This window comes from Streptomyces sp. AK02-01A, assembly GCF_033795305.1.
GTDB lineage: Bacteria > Actinomycetota > Actinomycetes > Streptomycetales > Streptomycetaceae > Streptomyces.
In genome coordinates this window covers 1-19,187 of the sequence record NZ_JARBAE010000013.1, presented here as the reverse complement: position 1 = coordinate 19,187, position 19,187 = coordinate 1, and the positions used below count along the sequence as shown (strand labels likewise).

At 68.0% G+C, this 19,187-nt stretch carries 16 protein-coding genes and 2 pseudogenes; 12 read left to right on the top strand and 6 right to left on the bottom strand.

From position 1 onward, the window contains the following. Window positions 1-3: 3 nt before the first annotated feature. From kdpB to PV679_RS14900, 6 genes are all read left to right on the top strand, one after another. On the top strand, window positions 4-2,103 hold the full coding sequence (gene kdpB, locus PV679_RS14925) for a potassium-transporting ATPase subunit KdpB (RefSeq protein ID WP_416069727.1): 2,100 nt from the start codon (window positions 4-6) through the stop codon (window positions 2,101-2,103). 14 nt (window positions 2,104-2,117) lie between these two features. After that, a complete protein-coding gene (locus PV679_RS14920) occupies window positions 2,118-2,780 on the top strand; it encodes a potassium-transporting ATPase subunit C (protein ID WP_319680813.1) in 663 nt (220 codons plus the stop codon). Between the two features lie 250 nt (window positions 2,781-3,030). Continuing rightward, window positions 3,031-5,577 (top strand): sensor histidine kinase KdpD, encoded by a 2,547-nt coding sequence (locus tag PV679_RS14915; protein WP_319680702.1) that lies wholly within the window; start codon window positions 3,031-3,033, stop codon window positions 5,575-5,577. A 26-nt stretch (window positions 5,578-5,603) separates the two neighbouring features. Continuing rightward, a complete protein-coding gene (locus tag PV679_RS14910; RefSeq protein ID WP_319680701.1) occupies window positions 5,604-6,293 on the top strand; it encodes a response regulator in 690 nt (229 codons plus the stop codon). A 70-nt stretch (window positions 6,294-6,363) separates the two neighbouring features. After that, complete coding sequence (locus tag PV679_RS14905) at window positions 6,364-6,714, top strand: OB-fold nucleic acid binding domain-containing protein (RefSeq protein ID WP_319680812.1); 351 nt, start codon at window positions 6,364-6,366, stop codon at window positions 6,712-6,714. 3 nt (window positions 6,715-6,717) lie between these two features. Further along, window positions 6,718-7,494, top strand: coding sequence for a DUF3159 domain-containing protein (locus PV679_RS14900; protein WP_319680700.1), 777 nt, complete (start codon window positions 6,718-6,720; stop codon window positions 7,492-7,494). A 70-nt stretch (window positions 7,495-7,564) separates the two neighbouring features. On the opposite strand, the gene PV679_RS14895 is transcribed toward PV679_RS14900, so the two are convergent. Both PV679_RS14895 and PV679_RS14890 read right to left on the bottom strand, forming a co-directional pair. Continuing rightward, on the bottom strand, window positions 7,565-8,242 hold the full coding sequence (locus PV679_RS14895) for a potassium channel family protein (protein WP_319680699.1): 678 nt from the start codon (window positions 8,240-8,242) through the stop codon (window positions 7,565-7,567). Then, window positions 8,242-8,910: a TrkA family potassium uptake protein gene (locus PV679_RS14890; RefSeq protein WP_319680698.1), complete on the bottom strand. Its 669-nt coding sequence runs from the start codon at window positions 8,908-8,910 to the stop codon at window positions 8,242-8,244. The genes PV679_RS14895 and PV679_RS14890 overlap by 1 nt, the downstream gene beginning before the upstream one ends. Before the next feature lie 224 nt (window positions 8,911-9,134). On the opposite strand from PV679_RS14890, the gene PV679_RS14885 reads away from it, so the two are divergent. The 4 genes and pseudogenes from PV679_RS14885 to PV679_RS14870 all read left to right on the top strand — a co-directional run bounded on the left by PV679_RS14885 (window position 9,135) and on the right by PV679_RS14870 (window position 15,610). Next, a complete protein-coding gene (locus PV679_RS14885; protein ID WP_319680697.1) occupies window positions 9,135-11,183 on the top strand; it encodes an APC family permease in 2,049 nt (682 codons plus the stop codon). A 158-nt stretch (window positions 11,184-11,341) separates the two neighbouring features. Then, window positions 11,342-12,670 (top strand): class I SAM-dependent RNA methyltransferase, encoded by a 1,329-nt coding sequence (locus tag PV679_RS14880; RefSeq protein WP_319680696.1) that lies wholly within the window; start codon window positions 11,342-11,344, stop codon window positions 12,668-12,670. A 235-nt stretch (window positions 12,671-12,905) separates the two neighbouring features. Continuing rightward, window positions 12,906-13,028: pseudogene (locus PV679_RS14875) on the top strand (transposase); the annotation flags it as partial. Window positions 13,029-13,765: 737 nt separating this feature from the next. Continuing rightward, the gene (locus tag PV679_RS14870; protein ID WP_319680695.1) at window positions 13,766-15,610 is read left to right on the top strand and encodes a TerD family protein; all 1,845 of its coding nucleotides are present in this window, start codon (window positions 13,766-13,768) and stop codon (window positions 15,608-15,610) included. Between the two features lie 54 nt (window positions 15,611-15,664). Here the strand turns inward: PV679_RS14870 and PV679_RS14865 are convergent. The 4 genes and pseudogenes from PV679_RS14865 to PV679_RS14850 form a co-directional block, all read right to left on the bottom strand. Then, window positions 15,665-15,928, bottom strand: a pseudogene (locus tag PV679_RS14865) (ABC transporter); the annotation flags it as partial. A 247-nt stretch (window positions 15,929-16,175) separates the two neighbouring features. Continuing rightward, complete coding sequence (locus tag PV679_RS14860) at window positions 16,176-16,502, bottom strand: DUF1048 domain-containing protein (protein ID WP_319680694.1); 327 nt, start codon at window positions 16,500-16,502, stop codon at window positions 16,176-16,178. Between the two features lies 1 nt (window position 16,503). Continuing rightward, window positions 16,504-16,860 carry a DUF1048 domain-containing protein gene (locus tag PV679_RS14855; RefSeq protein ID WP_319680693.1) on the bottom strand — a complete coding sequence of 119 codons (357 nt, stop codon included), beginning with the start codon at window positions 16,858-16,860 and terminating at the stop codon, window positions 16,504-16,506. After that, a complete protein-coding gene (locus tag PV679_RS14850; RefSeq protein ID WP_319680692.1) occupies window positions 16,857-17,183 on the bottom strand; it encodes a PadR family transcriptional regulator in 327 nt (108 codons plus the stop codon). Before PV679_RS14850 ends, PV679_RS14855 begins: the two co-directional genes overlap by 4 nt. Before the next feature lie 426 nt (window positions 17,184-17,609). Here PV679_RS14850 and PV679_RS14845 point away from each other — a divergent pair, with 426 nt between their 5' ends. Beyond that, complete coding sequence (locus PV679_RS14845; protein ID WP_319680691.1) at window positions 17,610-18,161, top strand: hypothetical protein; 552 nt, start codon at window positions 17,610-17,612, stop codon at window positions 18,159-18,161. Window positions 18,162-18,351: 190 nt separating this feature from the next. Next, entirely contained in the window at window positions 18,352-18,792 is a 441-nt protein-coding gene (locus PV679_RS14840) for a VOC family protein (RefSeq protein ID WP_319680690.1), read from the top strand. Window positions 18,793-19,187 lie beyond the last annotated feature (395 nt).

Sequence of the window (19,187 nt, the reverse complement as noted above, 5' to 3'; positions counted from 1 at the left end):
GCGATGTCCACAGTCACTCCGACCCGTGCGCCGCATCAGGACGTGCACACCGGTCACAGCGCCGAGAGCGGACGCGTCGGCGGGGGTCTGTTCGACCCGAAACAACTGCTCACGTCCTTCCCGGAGGCCGTGAGGAAGCTCGACCCGCGGATCATGGTCAAGTCGCCCGTGATGTTCGTGGTCCTCATCGGATCCGTACTGAGCACGGTCTTCGCGGTGAAGGAGCCGGGCGACTGGTTCGGCTGGGCCATCGCGGCCTGGCTGTGGCTGACCACCATCTTCGCCAATCTGGCGGAGGCGGTCGCCGAAGGACGTGGCAAGGCGCAGGCGGACACGCTGCGCAAGGCCAAGACCGACACGGTGGCGCGCCGGCTGCACGGCGCCGGCGAGGAACGAGTGCCGGGCACGGAACTGCGCATCGGGGACCTGGTCGTCTGCGAGGCGGGCGACATCGTCCCCGGCGACGGCGATGTGGTCGAAGGAGTCGCCTCCGTCGACGAGTCGGCGATCACCGGCGAGTCGGCTCCGGTGATCCGTGAGTCGGGCGGCGACCGTTCGGCCGTCACCGGCGGTACGAAGGTCCTCTCCGACCGTATCGTCATCAAGATCACGACAAAGCCCGGCGAGACCTTCATCGACCGGATGATCAAGCTGGTCGAGGGCGCGGCCCGGCAGAAGACCCCCAATGAGATCGCGCTGAACATCCTTCTCGCGTCTCTCACCATCGTCTTCCTGCTCGCGGTCGTCACGCTCCAGCCGTTCGCCGTCTACGCCGGTCAGCGGCAGTCGATGATCGTCCTGGTCGCGCTGCTGGTCTGTCTGATCCCGACCACCATCGGAGCCCTGCTGTCCGCGATCGGTATCGCGGGCATGGACCGGCTCGTCCAGCGCAATGTGCTGGCCATGTCGGGACGCGCGGTCGAGGCCGCGGGAGATGTGTCGACGCTGCTGCTCGACAAGACCGGCACGATCACTCTCGGCAACCGCCAGGCCGCCGAGTTTGTCCCGGTCAGAGGCGTGACGGAGGCCGAACTGGCCGATGCCGCCCAGCTCTCCTCACTGGCCGACGAGACGCCCGAGGGCCGCTCCGTCGTCGTGCTCGCGAAGGAGAAGTACGGACTGCGCGAGCGTCACCAGGGCGAGCTGGCCGGCGCCGAGTGGGTCGCCTTCACCGCTCAGACCCGGATGTCCGGTGTGGACGTCGAGCGCCGCAAGGTCCGTAAGGGAGCGTCCGGCTCGGTCCTCGGCTGGGTCCAGGAGCGCGGTGGCGAGGTCTCGGGCGAGGCGCGGACGCTCACGGACAGGATCTCCATGGCCGGCGGTACGCCACTGCTGGTCGCCGCGGAGGACGAGAACGGCGCCCGTGTCCTCGGCGTCATCCATCTCAAGGACGTCGTCAAGGAAGGCATGCGGGAGCGGTTCGACGAGCTGCGCCGTATGGGCATCAGGACGGTCATGATCACGGGTGACAACCCGCTGACCGCCAAGGCCATAGCGGAGGAGGCCGGCGTGGACGACTTCCTCGCCGAGGCCACTCCGGAGGACAAGATGGCCCTCATCAAGCGGGAGCAGGCGGGCGGCAAGCTGGTCGCCATGACCGGTGACGGTACGAACGACGCTCCGGCGCTGGCGCAGGCGGATGTCGGCGTGGCCATGAACACCGGTACCTCGGCCGCCAAGGAGGCCGGGAACATGGTGGATCTGGACTCCAATCCGACGAAGCTCATCGAGATCGTCGAGATCGGCAAGCAGTTGCTGATCACTCGTGGTGCGCTGACGACGTTCTCGATCGCCAACGATGTCGCGAAGTACTTCGCGATCATTCCCGCGATGTTCGCGGTCGTCTATCCGGGGCTGGACAAGCTCAACATCATGGACCTGTCCTCGCCGGAGTCCGCGATCCTCTCCGCGGTCGTCTTCAACGCGCTGATCATCGTCGCGCTGGTGCCGCTGGCCCTCAAGGGCGTGCGGTACCGGCCGACGAGCGCGGACCGGATGCTCCGCAGGAACCTGGGGATCTACGGCCTCGGCGGACTGATCGCTCCGTTCGTCGGCATCAAGATCATCGACCTGGTCATCTCTCTCATCCCCGGCATCGGGTGAACGGCATGTCTCCTATGAAGAACTCGGCAGGAAGTACCGCACGGATGCTCGGGGCCGGGCTGCGCGCCCTCCTCGTCCTCACCGTCGTCTGCGGGGTGATCTACCCGCTGGTCGTCACCGGCATCGCCCAGGGACTCTTCAACCACCGGGCGAACGGCTCCGAGGTCGAGGAGGCCGGCAAGGTCGTCGGCTCCTCGCTCATCGGCCAGCGCTACGATCTCCCGCTCAAGGAGGGCCAGGAGACTCCGGCGCCGGACCTCAGATGGTTCCAGCCGCGTCCGTCCAACGGCCTCGGCAGCAACAGTGTCAATACCCAGTACAAGCTGATCCTCTCCGGAGCGACCAACCGCTCCGGCGACAACGAAGAGCTGATCCAGTGGGTCAAGGACGCCAAGGCCGCCGTCGTCAAGGACAACTCCACGGCCGGTTACCGGGTCGCTCCTTCGGCGGTGCCCGCGGACGCGGTCACCTCCTCGGGCTCGGGCCTCGACCCGGACATCTCGCCGGAGTACGCGCGGCTCCAGACGCACCGGGTGGCGGAGCGGAACCATCTCTCCGTCGCGCAGGTGGAGAAGCTGGTCAGGGATCACACCGACGGACGTGTGCTCGGCTTTGTGGGAGAGCCCCAGGTGAACGTCCTCGCGCTCAACATCGCGCTCAGGGAACTGGCCGGCTGACCCCGGCCCGCCCGCCTCGCGGCCCGCGGTGGTCTGTCGCGCACAGACCACCGCGGGCCGCTCGGGCTGTCCGGACAGCCGCTGGTCAGAGGCCGGTGCCGCACGCGGCGGCCGATCCGTCCGGACATCAGAATCGTGTCAAGACCCATCCTCGGCTCAGGCTTCTGTCCTAAATGTCGCTGTCGCTGGGCGTAGCTTCTGGACAGCCGGTGCTACGGACGCGCGGGCTCTTCTGGAAGACAATGGGGCCATGGGACGCGGCAAGCTTCGGATCTATCTGGGTGCGGCACCGGGAGTCGGCAAGACCTACGCGATGCTGTCGGAGGCGCACCGGCGGGTGGAGCGCGGCACGGACTGTGTGGTGGCTTTTGTGGAGCACCATGACCGGCCGCGTACGGAGGTGATGCTGCACGGTCTGGAGGAGGTGCGCCGGCGCGAGCTGGAGTACCGGGGCACGGTCTTCACGGAGATGGATGTGGACGCGGTGCTGGAGCGTCGTCCCGCGGTGGCCCTGGTCGACGAACTGGCGCACACCAATGTTCCGGGCTCCCGCAACGCGAAGCGGTATCAGGACGTGGAGGAGTTGCTGCGGGCCGGGATCGATGTCGTCTCGACGGTGAACATCCAGCATCTGGAGTCGCTGGGTGATGTGGTCGAGTCGATAACGGGGGTGCGGCAGCGGGAGACGGTGCCGGACGAGATGGTCCGGCGGGCGGATCAGATCGAGCTGGTGGACATGTCGCCGCAGGCGCTGCGGCGGCGGATGGCGCACGGGAACGTCTACAAGCCGGACAAGGTCGACGCGGCGCTGTCCCACTATTTCCGTCCGGGCAATCTGACGGCGCTGCGGGAGCTGGCGCTGCTGTGGGTCGCGGACCGGGTGGACGAATACCTTCAGCAGTACCGCGGCGAGCACAACATCCGCAGCACCTGGCAGGCCCGCGAACGCATCGTGGTCGGCCTCACCGGCGGTCCCGAAGGACGCACCCTCATCCGCCGCGCCGCCCGGATGGCCGCCAAGGGCTCCGGCAGTGAGATCCTCGCCGTCTACATAGCCCGCAGCGACGGCCTCACCGCCGCCTCGCCCAAGGAACTCGCGGTCCAGCGCACGCTGGTCGAGGACCTCGGCGGCACCTTCCACCATGTCATCGGCGATGACATCCCGTCCGCGCTGCTGGAATTCGCGCGCGGAGTGAACGCCACCCAGATCGTGCTCGGCTCCAGCCGGCGCAAGAGCTGGCAGTACATCTTCGGACCAGGTGTCGGCGCCACCGTCGCGCGGGAGTCCGGACCCGATCTGGACGCGCACATCGTCACTCACGAGGAGGTCGCCAAGGGCCGTGGGCTGCCGGTGGCGCGTGGGGCCCGTCTCGGCCGCTCCCGGATCATCTCGGGCTGGCTGGCCGGAGTCGCCGCGCCCATACTGCTGTCGCTGCTGCTGACCGCGCTGAGTGACACCCTCGGGCTCGCCAATGACGTCCTGCTGTTTCTCTTCCTGACCGTGCTGGCGGCGCTGCTCGGCGGGCTGCGGCCCGCGCTCGCCTCCGCGGCGGTCGGCTCGCTGCTGCTGAACTTCTACTTCACTCCGCCCACGCACACGCTGACCGTGCAGGATCCCAAGAACCTGGTCGCCATCGTGATCTTCTTCGCGGTGGCCGTGTCGGTGGCGTCCGTGGTGGACCTGGCGGCCCGTCGTACCCATCAGGCCGCCCGGCTGCGGGCCGAATCCGAGATTCTCTCCTTCCTGGCGGGCAGTGTGCTGCGTGGTGAGACCACCCTGGACGCGTTGCTGGAGCGGGTCCGCGAGACCTTCTCCATGGAATCCGTGGCCCTGCTCGAACGTAAGAGCGACGTCGATCCCTGGACCTGCGCCGGCAGTGTCGGACCGGCCGACCGGGTCGAACGTCCGGAGGACGCCGATGTCGACATGCCGGTCGGTGACCATATGGCGCTGGCGCTCTCCGGCCGGGTGCTGCCGGCCGAGGACCGCCGGGTGCTCGCCGCGTTCGCGGCCCAGGCCGCCGTCGTACTCGACCGGCAGCGCCTGGTCGGAGAGGCCGAGCAGGCCCGCGAACTGGCCGAGGGCAACCGGATCCGTACGGCCCTGCTCGCCGCCGTCAGCCATGATCTGCGGACACCGCTGGCCGGGATCAAGGCCGCGGTGACCTCACTGCGCTCCGACGACGTCGAATGGTCCGAGGAGGACCGGGCCGAACTCCTCGAAGGCATCGAGCACGGCGCCGACCGCCTGGACCATCTTGTGGGCAACCTCCTCGACATGTCCCGCTTGCAGACCGGCACCGTCACCCCGCTGATCCGCGAGATCGATCTCGATGAGGTGGTCCCGGTGGCGCTCGGCGGCGTACCGGAGGACAGCGTGGAGCTGGACATTCCCGAATCGCTGCCCATGGTGGCCGTCGATCCGGGCCTGCTGGAGCGCGCGGTCGCCAATATCGTCGAGAACGCCGTCAAGTACAGCCCCTACGGCCGGCGCGTCCACGTCGCCGCCAGCGCGCTCGGCGACCGGGTCGAGGTACGGGTCGTGGACCGCGGCCCCGGCGTCCCCGACGAAGCCAAGGAGCGGATCTTCGAGCCCTTCCAGCGGTACGGCGACGCCCCGCGCGGCGCCGGCGTCGGACTCGGACTCGCCGTCGCCCGCGGCTTCGTGGAGGCGATGGGCGGCACCCTCGCCGCCGAGGACACTCCGGGCGGCGGCCTGACCATGGTCCTCACCCTCAGAGCGGCGCCCGGATTCGTTCCGGTGCGCCCAGAACTCCCGGCCCGGGTCACCTCGTGACCGGGACAGCAGAAAGGCAGACCTCTATGACCCGGGTGCTCGTGGTCGACGACGAGCCGCAGATCGTGCGCGCCCTTGTGATCAACCTGAGAGCGCGCAAGTACGAGGTGGAAGCGGCCGCCGACGGCGCCAGCGCGCTGGAACTCGCCGCCGCGCGCCATCCCGATGTCGTCGTGCTCGACCTCGGACTGCCGGACATGGACGGCGTCGAGGTGATCAAGGGCCTGCGCGGCTGGACCCGCGTCCCGATCCTGGTCCTCTCCGCCCGCCACACCTCCGACGAGAAGGTCGAGGCGCTGGACGCCGGCGCCGACGACTATGTCACCAAGCCCTTCGGCATGGACGAGCTGCTGGCCCGGCTGCGCGCCGCGGTGCGCAGGGCCGAGCCCGTCGGCGGCGACGGCGACGACGCGACGGCGATCGTGGAGACCGAGGGATTCACCGTCGATCTGGCCGCCAAGAAGGTCCAGCGGGAGGGCAGGGACGTACGCCTCACCCCGACCGAGTGGCATCTGCTGGAGGTGCTCGTACGCAATACGGGCCGGCTCGTCAGCCAGAAGCAGCTCCTCCAGGAGGTCTGGGGTCCCTCGTACGGCACGGAGACCAACTACCTGCGGGTCTACATGGCACAGCTTCGCCGCAAGCTGGAGGCGGATCCTTCACATCCCCGGCACTTCGTCACCGAACCGGGCATGGGCTACCGCTTCGAACGATGACCTGGGCACGTCCGTACCCCGGTACGCTCTAGGCATGAGTGCTGAGAAGCCGACCGGCCGCTTCCGCCGGATGTTCGACCGGCTGTCCAGCTCCCAGGAGGATCTGGAGTCGGAGGAACTGCGGGAAGACACGCAGGCGTCGGGATGCACGCTGATCTCCGACTGCAACGACCGCCAGGTGGTCCGGGTGACTGGTACGTTGCGGACGGTCACGTTGCGTCCGCGGGCCGGTGTACCCGCGCTGGAGGCGGAGCTGTTCGACGGCACCGCGCCGCTGGACGTGGTGTGGCTGGGCCGGCGCTCCATCGTGGGCATAGAACCGGGCCGCAAGCTGATCGCCTCCGGCCGGATCTCTCTGAGCCACGGCCGGCGGGTGCTGTTCAATCCCAAATACGAGCTCCGACCGCTCGGACAGGAGTAGCCGGTGACGTCACTCGACAAGCCTCCCGCCTCGCCCGCTTCCAGCGCCTCACCGACCTCGCAGGACGAAGACGCGAAAGCCGTCACCGAGGCGGCGCTCTTCGAGGCGTTCGGCGGCCTGCGCGGCATGGTGGAGACAGTCCTCCCCGGTCTGCTCTTCGTCACGATCTTCACGATCAACAAGGACCTGCACAGCTCGGCGATCGCGGCCGTGGCCGTCTCGCTGCTGCTGCTCGTGGTCCGGCTGGTCCGCCGGGACACCGTCAAGCACGCCTTCAGCGGTGTCTTCGGCGTCGCCTTCGGTGTCGTCTTCGCGATGATGACCGGGAACGCCAAGGATTTCTATCTGCCGGGCATGATCTACACGCTGGGGCTCGCGGTCGCCTACCTCGTGACCACCATGGCCGGCGTGCCGCTGATCGGACTCATCCTCGGCCCGGTCTTCAAGGAGAACCTCTCCTGGCGCACCCGTAACCCGGGCCGCAGGAAGGCGTACGCCAAGGCGAGCTGGGCCTGGGGCCTGATCCTGCTCGCCAAGTGCGCGATCCTCTTCCCGCTCTACTGGTGGGCCGACACCACGCAGCTCGGCTGGGTGCTGATCGCGCTCAAGATCCCGCCCTTCCTGCTGGCGGTCTATCTCACCTGGATCTTCCTGGCGAAGGCACCGCCGCCGATCGACGTCTTCGCCGAGATGGAGGCGGAGGAGCAGGCCGAGAAGGAGCGCAAGGCCGCGGCCGCCGCCACGGCCGACGGCCCGGCCCGGCACCGCCGGGACACATAGCCTCCGCTCCACGCGTGCGGAAGGGCCGGCACTCCTGCCGGCCCTTCCGCGTGTCCACCGCCGGGGCGGATCAGCCGGCCGCGTCCTCGCGGCGCACCGACAGAAGATCCTCAAGCTGCTCCTCGCGCGCCTGAGCGGCCACGAACAGCAGCTCGTCGCCCGCCTCCAGCGTCTCCTCCGGGTTCGGCGTGAGCACGCGCGTACCGCGGATGATCGTGACCAGGGAGGTGTCCTCGGGCCAGGTCACATCGCCGACCTGGGTGCCGGTCACAGCCGACTCCGGAGGCAGCGTCAACTCGACGAGGTTGGCGTCACCGTGGCTGAAGCGCAGCAGCCGTACGAGATCGCCGACGCTCACCGCCTCCTCGACCAGCGCCGACATCAGACGCGGCGTGGAGACCGCGACATCGACGCCCCAGGCCTCGTTGAACAGCCACTCGTTCTTCGGGTTGTTGACCCGCGCCACCACCCGCGGCACGCCGTACTCGGTCTTGGCGAGCAGCGAGACGACCAGATTGACCTTGTCGTCGCCGGTCGCGGCGATCACGACATTGCAGCGCTGCAGCGCCGCCTCGTCCAGCGAGGTGATCTCACAGGCATCGGCCAGCAGCCACTCGGCCAGCGGAACCCGCTCCACCGAGATCGCCGTCGGCGCCTTGTCGATCAGCAGGACCTCGTGCCCGTTCTCCAGCAGCTCGCCCGCGATGGAACGGCCCACCGCACCTGCCCCGGCAATCGCGACGCGCATCAGTTCCCGCCTCCGTCCGGACCTTCGGCGAACGCCGCCTCGACCTTCTCGATTTCGTCGGTACGCATCATCACGTGGACGAGATCGCCTTCCTGCAGCACCGTCTGGGACGTCGGCAGCATCGCCTCGCCCAGCCGGGTGAGGAACGCGACGCGGACGCCCGTCTCCTCCTGCAGCGTGCTGATCTTGTGCCCGATCCAGCTCTCCGAGGTGTGCACCTCCGCGAGCTGCACACCGCCGCTCGGATCGCGCCACAGCGGCTCCGCGCCCGACGGCAGCAGCCGCCGCATCATCTGGTCGGCGGTCCACCGGACCGTGGCCACGGTCGGGATGCCCAGCCGCTGATAGACCTCGGCGCGCCTCGGGTCGTAGATACGGGCCGCGACATTCTCGATGCCGAACATCTCGCGGGCCACCCGGGCGGCGATGATGTTGGAGTTGTCGCCACTGCTCACCGCCGCGAACGCGCCGGCTTCCTCGATCCCCGCCTCACGCAGGGTGTCCTGGTCGAATCCGACCCCGCCGACGCGACGGCCGCCGAAACCGGAGCCGAGCCGGCGGAACGCCGTCGGGTCCTGGTCGATGACGGCGACGGTGTGCCCCTGCCGCTCCAGATTCTGCGCGAGCGCGGCTCCCACCCGGCCGCAGCCCATGATCACGATGTGCACGTCGCCTTACCCCGCAGTCCTGAACTCGCTGACCTGCGAAAACACCCTGTTCACTCTTCTTTCTCGACGTGCCGCGCACTAAATGGGACTGTGTATACGGTGTCCCCCTGGGTCGAGCTTAAGCGGCGGTGGCGTGAAGCTGTCATCTCCGTGGGGCCACGACTCCAAGACGGTGTGGGGTACTGACTGCGCGGCAGGCTGTTCGAACGCATACGATCCTCTGCGTGTCCAAACTGACCGACGTGCCCAAACGAATCCTGATCGGGCGGGCGCTGCGTAGCGACAGGCTGGGGGAGACCCTCCTCCCCAAACGCGTCGCCCTGCCCGTCTTCGCCTCCGACCCGCTGTCCTCGGTGGCGTACGCGCCGGGAGAGGTCCTTCTGGTCCTGTCCATCGCGGGAGTGTCGGCCTACCACTTCAGCCCGTGGATCGCGGTGGCCGTCGTGGTCCTGATGTTCACGGTCGTCGCCTCGTACCGGCAGAATGTGCACGCCTATCCCAGCGGCGGCGGCGACTACGAGGTGGCCAACACCAACCTCGGTCCCAAGGCCGGACTGACCGTCGCCAGCGCGCTGCTGGTCGACTACGTGCTGACCGTGGCCGTGTCGATCTCCTCGGGCGTGGAGAACCTCGGCTCCGCGATTCCGTTTGTCGTGGAACACAAAGTCCTCTGTGCCATCGCCATAATCGTGCTGCTGACCCTGATGAATCTGCGCGGCGTACGAGAATCCGGGAAGCTCTTCGCCATCCCGACCTATGTTTTCGTCGGTGGCGTCTTCATCATGATCATGTGGGGCGCGTTCCGCGGGCTCGTGCTCGGGGAGACCATGAACGCCCCGACCGCCGGCTTCCAGATCAAACCCGAGCACCAGGGCCTGGCCGGTTTCGCGCTCGTCTTTCTCCTGCTGCGGGCGTTCTCCTCCGGCTGCGCCGCGCTCACCGGTGTCGAGGCGATCAGCAACGGTGTCCCGGCCTTCCGCAAACCGAAGAGCAAGAACGCGGCGACGACGCTCGCCCTGATGGGCGGCCTCGCCGTCACCATGTTCTGCGGCATCATCGTGCTGGCCATGGTCACCAAGGTGAGGATGGCCGAGTACCCGGCCACCGATCTGTTCCGCGACGGCGCTCCCGTCGGCCCGGGCTATGTCCAGAACCCGGTGATCTCACAGGTCGCCGCGGCCGTCTTCGGGCCCGAGACCTTCTTCTTCGTGCTGCTCGCCGCGGCCACCGCTCTCGTCCTGTTCCTGGCCGCGAACACCGCGTACAACGGTTTCCCGCTGCTCGGCTCGATTCTCGCCCAGGACCGCTATCTGCCGCGCCAGCTCCACACCCGCGGGGACCGGCTGGCCTTCTCGAACGGCATCGTGCTGCTGGCCGGCGCCGCAGCGCTGCTGGTGGCCGTCTACGGCGCGGACTCCACGCGGCTGATCCAGCTCTACATCGTCGGTGTCTTCGTCTCCTTCACGCTCAGCCAGACCGGCATGGTGCGGCACTGGAACCGTCATCTGAAGACCGAGCGCAACGTGGCCAAGCGCCGCCACATGGTCCGCTCCCGGGCCATCAACGCCTTCGGCGCCTTCTTCACCGGCCTGGTCCTGGTGGTCGTCCTGGCGACCAAGTTCACTCATGGTGCCTGGGTCGCGCTGCTCGGCATGGTGATCTTCTACGGGACGATGACCGCGATCCGTAAGCACTACGACCGGGTCGCCGAGGAGATCGCCGCCGAGGAGGGTCCGTCGGACGACAGCGTCCGGCCGTCCCGTGTGCACTCCATCGTGCTGGTGTCCAAGGTCCACAAGCCCACGCTGCGCGCGCTCGGATACGCCAAGCTGATGCGCTCGGACACCCTGGAGGCGCTCAGTATCAGCGTCGACCCGGCCGAGACGAAGGCGCTCAAGGAGGACTGGGAGCGGCGCGGCATCAACGTACCGCTGAAGATCCTCGACTCGCCGTACCGCGAGATCACCCGGCCGATCATCGAGTACGTACGGGGCCTGCGCAGCGAGAACCCGCGTGACGCGATCAGTATCTACATCCCGGAGTACGTGGTCGGCCGCTGGTACGAGCATCTCCTGCACAACCAGAGCGCCCTGCGGCTCAAGGGACGGCTGCTCTTCACTCCCGGGGTGATGGTGACCTCGGTGCCGTACCAGCTCGAATCCTCGGAGCTGGCGAAACAGCGGGCGAAGCGGCGGCCCGTGTACCAGGCGCCGGGCTCGGTCCGGCGTGGACCTGTCGACTCGCGCCCGAAGGATTCCGCTCCCAAGGACTGACCCGGTGGGGGAAACGACCGGTACCGCCTCGGTCAGGACCTGCTCGTCCGGGGCGGACGGCGGCCGCGATCCGGAGTGGCGAGGGGCCCGGTCGTGCGCACGTAGACTGGTGGGCTGTCGTCCCGCCGTCCCCTTTGATCTTTTGGAGCCACCCCCTCATGCAAACTGAACCGCAGGCTTCACTGATCGGGGAGGAGTACGAGGTCGAGGTCGGTCCCGTCGCCCACGGCGGCCACTGCATCGCCCGTACCGACGAGGGCCGCGTGCTGTTCGTACGGCACGCGCTGCCCGGCGAGAAGATCATCGCGCGGGTCACGGAGGGCGAGGAGGACTCCCGCTATCTCCGCGCCGACGCGGTGAAGATCATCGACGCGTCCAAGGACCGGGTCGAGGCGCCCTGCCCGTACGCCGGTCCCGGCCGGTGCGGTGGCTGCGACTGGCAGCACGCCAAGCCCGGCGCGCAGCGGCGCTTCAAGGGCGAGGTCATCGCCGAACAGCTTCAGCGACTCGCGGGCCTCACTCCCGAGCAGGCCGGCTGGGACGGGACCGTCATGCCCGCGCCGGGAGACAAGCTGCCGCCGGGCGAGGTGCCCGCATGGCGCTCGCGGGTGCAGTACGCCGTCGACGAGGACGGCCGCGCGGGACTGCGCAAGCACCGGTCGCACGACATCGAGCCGGTCGACCACTGCCTGATCGCCACGGAGGGCGTGAGCGAGCTGGGCGTCGAGCGGCGCGAGTGGCCGCAGATGGCCACGGTCGAGGCGATCGCGGCGTCGGGCTCCGGCGACCGTCAGGTGGTCCTCACTCCCCGGCCCGGCGGTCGGCTGCCGCTGGTGGAGCTGGACAAGCCGGTGTCCGTGCTGCGGGTGGAGGAGCACGACGGCGGTGTGCACCGGGTGCACGGCCGCGCCTTCGTCCGCGAGCGCGCCGACGGCCGTACGTACCGCGTCGGCATGGGCGGCTTCTGGCAGGTCCATCCGCAGGCTCCGCAGGTACTGGTGGAGGCCGTGATGCAAGGGCTGATGCCGCGCAAGGGCGAGACCGCGCTCGATCTGTACTGCGGAGTCGGCCTGTTCGCCGGAGCGATCGCGGAGCGCGTCGGGGAGGCCGGGGCGGTGCTGGGCATCGAGTCCGGCAAGCGCGCTGTGGAGGATGCCCGGCACAACCTCCAGGACCTGCCCAGGGTCCGCGTCGAGCAGGGCAAGGTCGACCAGGTACTGCCGCGCACGCACATCACGTCGACGGACCTGATCGTGCTCGACCCGCCGCGCGCCGGCGCCGGCAAGCAGGTCGTCAAGCACATCTCGGGCCTGGGCGCCCGCCGCATCGCGTACGTCGCCTGCGACCCGGCGGCCCTGGCCCGCGACTTGGCGTACTTCCGCGAGGGCGGCTACAAGCCGCGTACGCTGCGCGCCTTCGACCTCTTTCCGATGACGCACCATGTGGAGTGCGTGGCGATCCTGGAGCCGGTGGGGAAGGGCGCCTGACCTGCGGTTTTGCGTGTGGGCATTATGTGCGGTGTGGGCGTTACGGGCGATATCTTGACGCTGAAATGACGCTCGTGGCGCTCATTTGACGCTCGTTCTGATGGGGTGTCAGTGACTTCTTGGGCAGGTCAGACCCTCTTGAGATAGAACAAGTGCCTAGTAAGCGTCGCGAGCTGACCGACGCTGTCTCGGCCGGCTGGCCGACGGGAGCATCTTCGAACGGCCCGACGCCGACATCTGGGTGAACAGTCCTCGGGAGGAGCCCAACTAAGAAATCCGGCACCGCGTCGATGTCGTCGGGGTGCTTCCTGACCGCACCGCTTTGATCTGCCTGGTTGGCGCCGTGCTGGCCGAGCAAGGAGGTCCGCCCGCTGCATGGGACTCGACCTGCTGGCCGAGGCCCGTCTCCACCCGATCGAGTCAGAAATCGCGAAACTCTGGCTGCTCGCCCAACGACGCCCCCCCTTCCGCGCTGGAAGGACGGGGGTTCGCGGTGGGGAGGCACCGTTCGCAGGTCGCGATCATCGATCCGGACGGTGCGGGGCGGGTCGACCGGAATCTACTCAACAGGGTTGGGGACGGTGCTGGGGTGATCGGCGATCCACGTCCATGCGGTCCATGTGCCGTGTCGCGGGCCGGAAGTGCAGCGCTACGCCCACGTGCAGCCGGATGCGCATAAGGCTGTCCTCGGCGCTTGGGAGCGCTTGGACGCTCCGCTGACCTGACCGTTGCCGCTTAAGCGTTCCTTCGCTCCGTCCGCCATAGAGGGGCGAAGGAACATTCATAGGCGGGGGTGCGGTCCGGGCCACGGGCACTGGCCGGTCGTCGTGGTGTGGGCAACGGCAACGATCCCAGCAAAGTCTGTTCACCGAGTGAACAGCGTGAGTGTTCACCGGGTGGACACGCCTTCCGTTCACTCAGTGAACGGAAGGCACCGAGGCCGGCTCAACAGAGCAGCAGCTTGTCGGCCTCCCGACCGGCTCTCCGTTACGGATCCACCACAAACGGTGCCTGGCGCGTGCGAAAATCCCACGGGTCGATCGTCACCGCAGACAGGGCGTACCGCCCGCTGCACCCGGGGGAGGGGAGCCTCGTATGGCCCTGCTGTCGTCGAGTCCGAAGTGGCCCACCCTTCCCGACTATTTCCACGACTGGGCGCTGGTGGACGTAGAAACCTCCGGGCTGAGACCCGGCCGGGACCGAGTCCTTTCGCTTGCGATCCTCACGCTGGACGCACACGGCCGTCAGATGGGGGAGTTCTCCACCCTCCTCAACCCGGGCTGTGACCCCGGCCCCGTGCACATCCACGGCCTCACCCCGGCCCGTCTCGCCGGCGCTCCCACCTTCGACGAGATCGCACCGCAGGTGGGGGCACTGCTCAGCAACCGCGTCCTGGTCGCCCACAACGCGCAGTTCGACTACGACTTCCTGGCCCACGAGTTCGCCCACGTCCGTTCCTGGGTTCCAGTCAGCAGACGGCTGTGCACGCTGGCCCTCAACCGCCTGGTCGGGCCCGCGACGCCCGATCTCAAGCTGGGCACGCTCGCCACGCACTACGGCGTGCGCCAGGAGAAGGCCCACGACGCGCAGGACGACGTGCGGGTGCTCTCGGGCATCCTGCGCGGCTCGCTGAGCGCGGCCGAGCGACTGGGCCTGTCCCTGCCGCTCCTGGATTGCCCGCCCCGCCAGGACTACAAGCCGTATGTCCCCAAGACGCCCTGCGCGTACCGCAATCCGGGCCGCCTGGAACCGGGCAGGGCCCTGGTTCAGGGCATGAAGGTCGCCATCAGCGGGGACACCCAGGTCTCCCGCGAGGAGTTGATCGCCCGCTCGGTGGCCGCCGGGCTGAACATGACGACCTCGGTCAGCGGCCAGACCAGCGTCGTCGTCACCAACGACCCCAGTGCCGCATCCGGGAAACTGCGTCGCGCCGCGACCGAGGGTGTCCCGCTCGTGGATGAGCCGACGTATCTGCGACTGCTCGAAAGTGTGCAACCCGGCCAGGCCAAGGGCACCGTCCGGCAGCGGCGCGCGGCGGAGACTCCCGTGAACCCGCCCACTGCACCGCCTGCGCCGACGCCGAGTGTCCCGGCACAGCGGACTGCCGTACCGACCGCGTCCGCTGTTACCGAGGATCAGCCGCTCACCGGGCACAGGGTCTTGGTCCTGGGAGGCACTCACCAAGAGGCCGCCGAGGCACGTGCGCGTGCTGTCGCCCTGGGAGCCTCCGCGGCGGTCAACCTCTCCGCCAGCGTGTCCGACGTCGTCGTGCTGCCCGGCAGCGAAGCGGACCGGCGCATGACGCGCATCACCGCCCTCGGCCTCCGGGTCCACGACGCCGACTGGCTCCTCGCACCCACGACTACGCCGATGCCCGCGCTGGCACAGAGCACCGCCGAAAACCGGCCCGACACGGCAGCGGTACTGGTCCGAGGGGCGGTCATCGACCTGTCCGACACCGGCATGGCCTGGACAGTGGCCGCCACATGGCGTCAGCAGACCCCCTACGACGTGGACGTCGTTGCCTTCGCGGTCGACCCTCACGGACAAGTACCAGGAGACGAGGACTTCGTCTTCTACGGCGCACCCGAGCACCCCGACGGCACCCTGCGGCTCGCCACAGACGGTCCGACAGAACAGGCCGTCACTGCCGACCTGGAGCGACTGCCCCTGGAGATCCGCCGGATCGCCATCGCTGCCGCGATCGACGGCGCCGCAACCTTCACCGACGTCGGGGCTATCGAGATCACCGCCACCTGCGGGATCGGCGCGGCCCCGACCGCCCGGGCCACCCTCGACGCCGCCACCACCGAGCGCACCATGATCCTCGCCGAGCTCTACCGCCGAGGTGACGGGTGGCGGCTGCGCGTCGTCGGGCAGGGCTACGACCATGGACTGGCGGACCTCGCCCGCGGCTACGGCGTCGACGTCGCCGAATGACCGACGAGCCCCCATAGCGAGTGTTGGGTTCCGAAGGAACTGCCACCCATGCGTGTCGAGGTCAGGGGTGTGCACGGTCAGCTCGTCCGCCTCGATGCCGGCGGCGTCCAGCCGGTCGAGGATGGAGCACAGTTCGCGCTGGCTGCCGTTGCTGAGGATCTGCACGGTGAGGGACTCGTCGTCGTGGGTGACCTCGCGCAGCGCGGTGGCGGCGGCCCGGTAGGCGTCCGGATCGGTGAAGCGCAGGCGGACGTGTCCGCCCGGGACGATCCGCTTCAGCTCGTCGGTGGTGCCCTCGGCGGCGATCCTGTCGTTGTTGACTGTCCGTACTACACGTCTGTCGTGTCGTCTTGGGGAATGATGTCGAGCGGCCCGCCGCCGGAGACCTGCTCGCCGGAGGCATGGGCAGGACTGAGTCAGATATCGCCCGCCTGCTAGACCACCTCGGTGGACAGGATCTGCGGCGGCTTCAGGTGGCCGGTCGGCTCGCGCCTGTTCGTGCTACGCCGGGCCGAACGAACCGTGCGTGCGCGCTACTACGCCCACTGACATGAGGCGACGGGTGTTACTTCTCGGCCGTGCCGGGTTCCCCGCTGATGGACTCCTGGTAGGCGTCCGCATAGGTGCGTGAGTCCTTGACAAGGTTGTCGCAGAACGCGGCGACGTCGTTGCCGATGAGTTCCAGGACTCCCTTGCCAGCGGCGACGCCTTCCTCGAAGAAATCGACGATCCCGGGGAGCAGGGGCCCGTCAGGCAGGTCGATCGGTCCGACCTTGAACATGTACTTCTGCATCTCCTCGTAGACGATCCGGTAGTCCGGCGGGAGCGCCTTGACCCGAGCCACATGTGCCCGCCACTGCTTCTTGCCCTCGATGATGTCCTGGATGCCCACGTCAGCCTCCCAGCCGGCTCAATTTCCTTGCGACGTTCCTGTTCAACTGCTCGCGCCACCGGTCGCGGTAGGTTCGAGCCCCTTCTCCGCCGGCCAGCGCCGTACAAAAGCCTCGGATGTCGTCGCCGAGGACCTCGTGGACGCTCTGCCCGTCCGCCGCTGTTTCTTCGAGCAGCCCCAGAGCGGCGTCGAGGATCGGCATCAGGTTGCGGCCGGTGAAGTCCCCATGGGGAAAGATGTGGCCCTTGATCTGTTCCCACGCCGCCCGGTAGTCGTCTGGCAGGGCCTCGGCCCGGGCTTCGAACGCCTTCCAATCCCTGGTGAGATCGCTGCCTGTGATGTTCTCCCAGAAGTTCATCTCGCGCCCTCCTTGAGCCTGTCGATGCGTGATGAGACGTACTGCCATTTCGTCCAGAACTTCGTGAGTTCCTCGCGTCCGGCGTCGTTGAGCGCGTAGAACTTGCGCGGCGGACCGACCCCGGAGGGTCGTTTCGTCACCTGGACGAGTTTGTTCCTCTCCAGTCGCAGCAAGATGGTGTACACGGTCCCCTCGACGACGTCGGCGAAGCCGAGCTCGTTGAGCTGACGAGTGATGGCGTACCCGTAGGTTTCCTCGCTGCCGATGATCTCGAGTACGCACCCTTCGAGCGTGCCCTTCAGCATCTCTGTCAGGTCGTCCATCGCGAGTCCTCCTCGGCCCTAGCGGTACTGCGTAGTACCGAGTACCACTATACGGTACCACCGAGTAGTGGAGAATGTCAGCGCGGCGGTCTTGCCTTCTGCGGGCTTGGGGCTTCCCGTACCGCAACAGGCTGAACTTGACAGAGAAGCCCTCGGCGACCAGCTCGGTGTGCGCAGCCGTCATCAGCTGAGGTGGGACCGCTCGCCCCAGTCCAGAGCCCGTTCTGGGCCCTCCAGCGGCGGCATGTCGAACTTCTCGGCTCACCTTCACGTACCCCGACTCGCGGGTCCGTGACGAGTCCCGCTGGATAACGTGGCCGACACTGGGCCTGCGGGCGCGGCACAAGGAGGATGACCGCAACTGCCCAGCCGAGAGTCGGATGTCCGCCCTGCTTGTGACGATCGGCGACGATCTGTCGTGAGGCGTTGCAGCGCCGCGCCGTCGCCGGCAGTCGTACCGCCCGCGCCCTGGCCCGCGAGCTGTCCGCCCACTTCGTCGCTTTCGACGTTCTGCAGGGCGACGGCAGCCCAGTGCTCGTCCGCCCGTACGCCGAGCGCCGCGCGGTACTGGAATCCCTGGTCGCCGATCCGGATCGGCCGTGGGCCCTGTGCCCGATGACCACCGACCCGGGACTGGCCCATGAGCGGCTGGAGGAGTGGACCCAGGTCCCCGGGCTGGAGGGAATCTTGTGGTGGGGCTTCTGTATTGACCGCTTGACCGCTTGGAACAGGGCGCCGCGACGGACTGGAGCAGCATCGTGCTGCAGGACTGAAGCCTTGCGGCGAGAAGCGAGAAGCCTCGCGTGCGTCTCATACCTGCGGGGGCTTCCTGCTGCTCTCATTCCAGGGCGAGACATTCCTCTCCGTCGGCGACAGCGTGCACACACGGAGGCCAGCGCAGCACCCTGCTCACCGCGCTCCGGCGCGAGGCCACCCAAACTTCACGGACGGGTTCCTCTCCGGGCAGGGCAGTGGTGATGCGAAGGGGCCGTTACCTTCGGCCGGCCTTTCCGGAATACGGTTTTGGTCGTGTACGGGCTGGCTGCTGAGGCGCGATCCAGTTTTTTTGGATTTCGGCGGTCTGAGGATGTCGAGAACGTGCCACCAGCTCCGTCCCAAGGACATCAGCGGCCACCACCGGCCGCACGAGGAAGAAGGAGAAACCAGCATGGCGATTCAGCGGATGGACAACGTCGGCATCGTCGTCGAGGACATGGATGCCGCCATCGCGTTCTTCGTGGAACTCGGTATGGAGCTGGAGGGCAGGGCGGAGGTCAAGGGCCTTTTCGCCGACCAGTGCACCGGACTCGACGGCGTCCGCTGTGACATCGCGATGGTCCGGACCCCGGACGGTCACAGCCGGCTTGAGCTGGCGAAGTACCGCAGTCCTGCGGTGATCAGCGCCGGGCCGCGCAACCGGCCGCACAACATTCTGGGCACGCACCGCGTCATGTTCGCCGTCGACGACATCGAGGACACCGTTGCCCGCCTGCGCCCTCACGGCGCCGAACTCGTCGGCGAGATCGCCCGGTTCGAGGACAGCTATCTGCTCTGCTACGTCCGCGGCCCGGAGGGCATCATCGTCGGACTGGCCGAGCAACTGCGCTGAGAAGGAGGAACCGAACCATGCAGCCGACGAGATCGTCGAGGTTCTGAACCGCGCGATCCGCCAGGAGCTGCCGGCCCGTGACATGACTCGCCTGGCCTACGTCGCCAAGGACGGGGCCCTGCGCAACGTACCAATCGTCTTCACCTGGAACGGGTCGCACATCGTCATGTGTACGACGAACTACGCGCCCAAACTTCCGTGGCCAACCTCGCGCACAGGCTCCTGAAACGACGGCACCAGAACTGGCCTTGTGAAGCTTCCCCTTGATCGTGGACACCTGGAGACTGGGATCAGAGTGGTTCCAGAGGAAGCAGTGACCAGGTGGCAAGCAAGTACACGAAGCGGTACTCGGACGAGTACAAGCGGGACGCGATCGAGCTTGTGCGCTCCTCAGG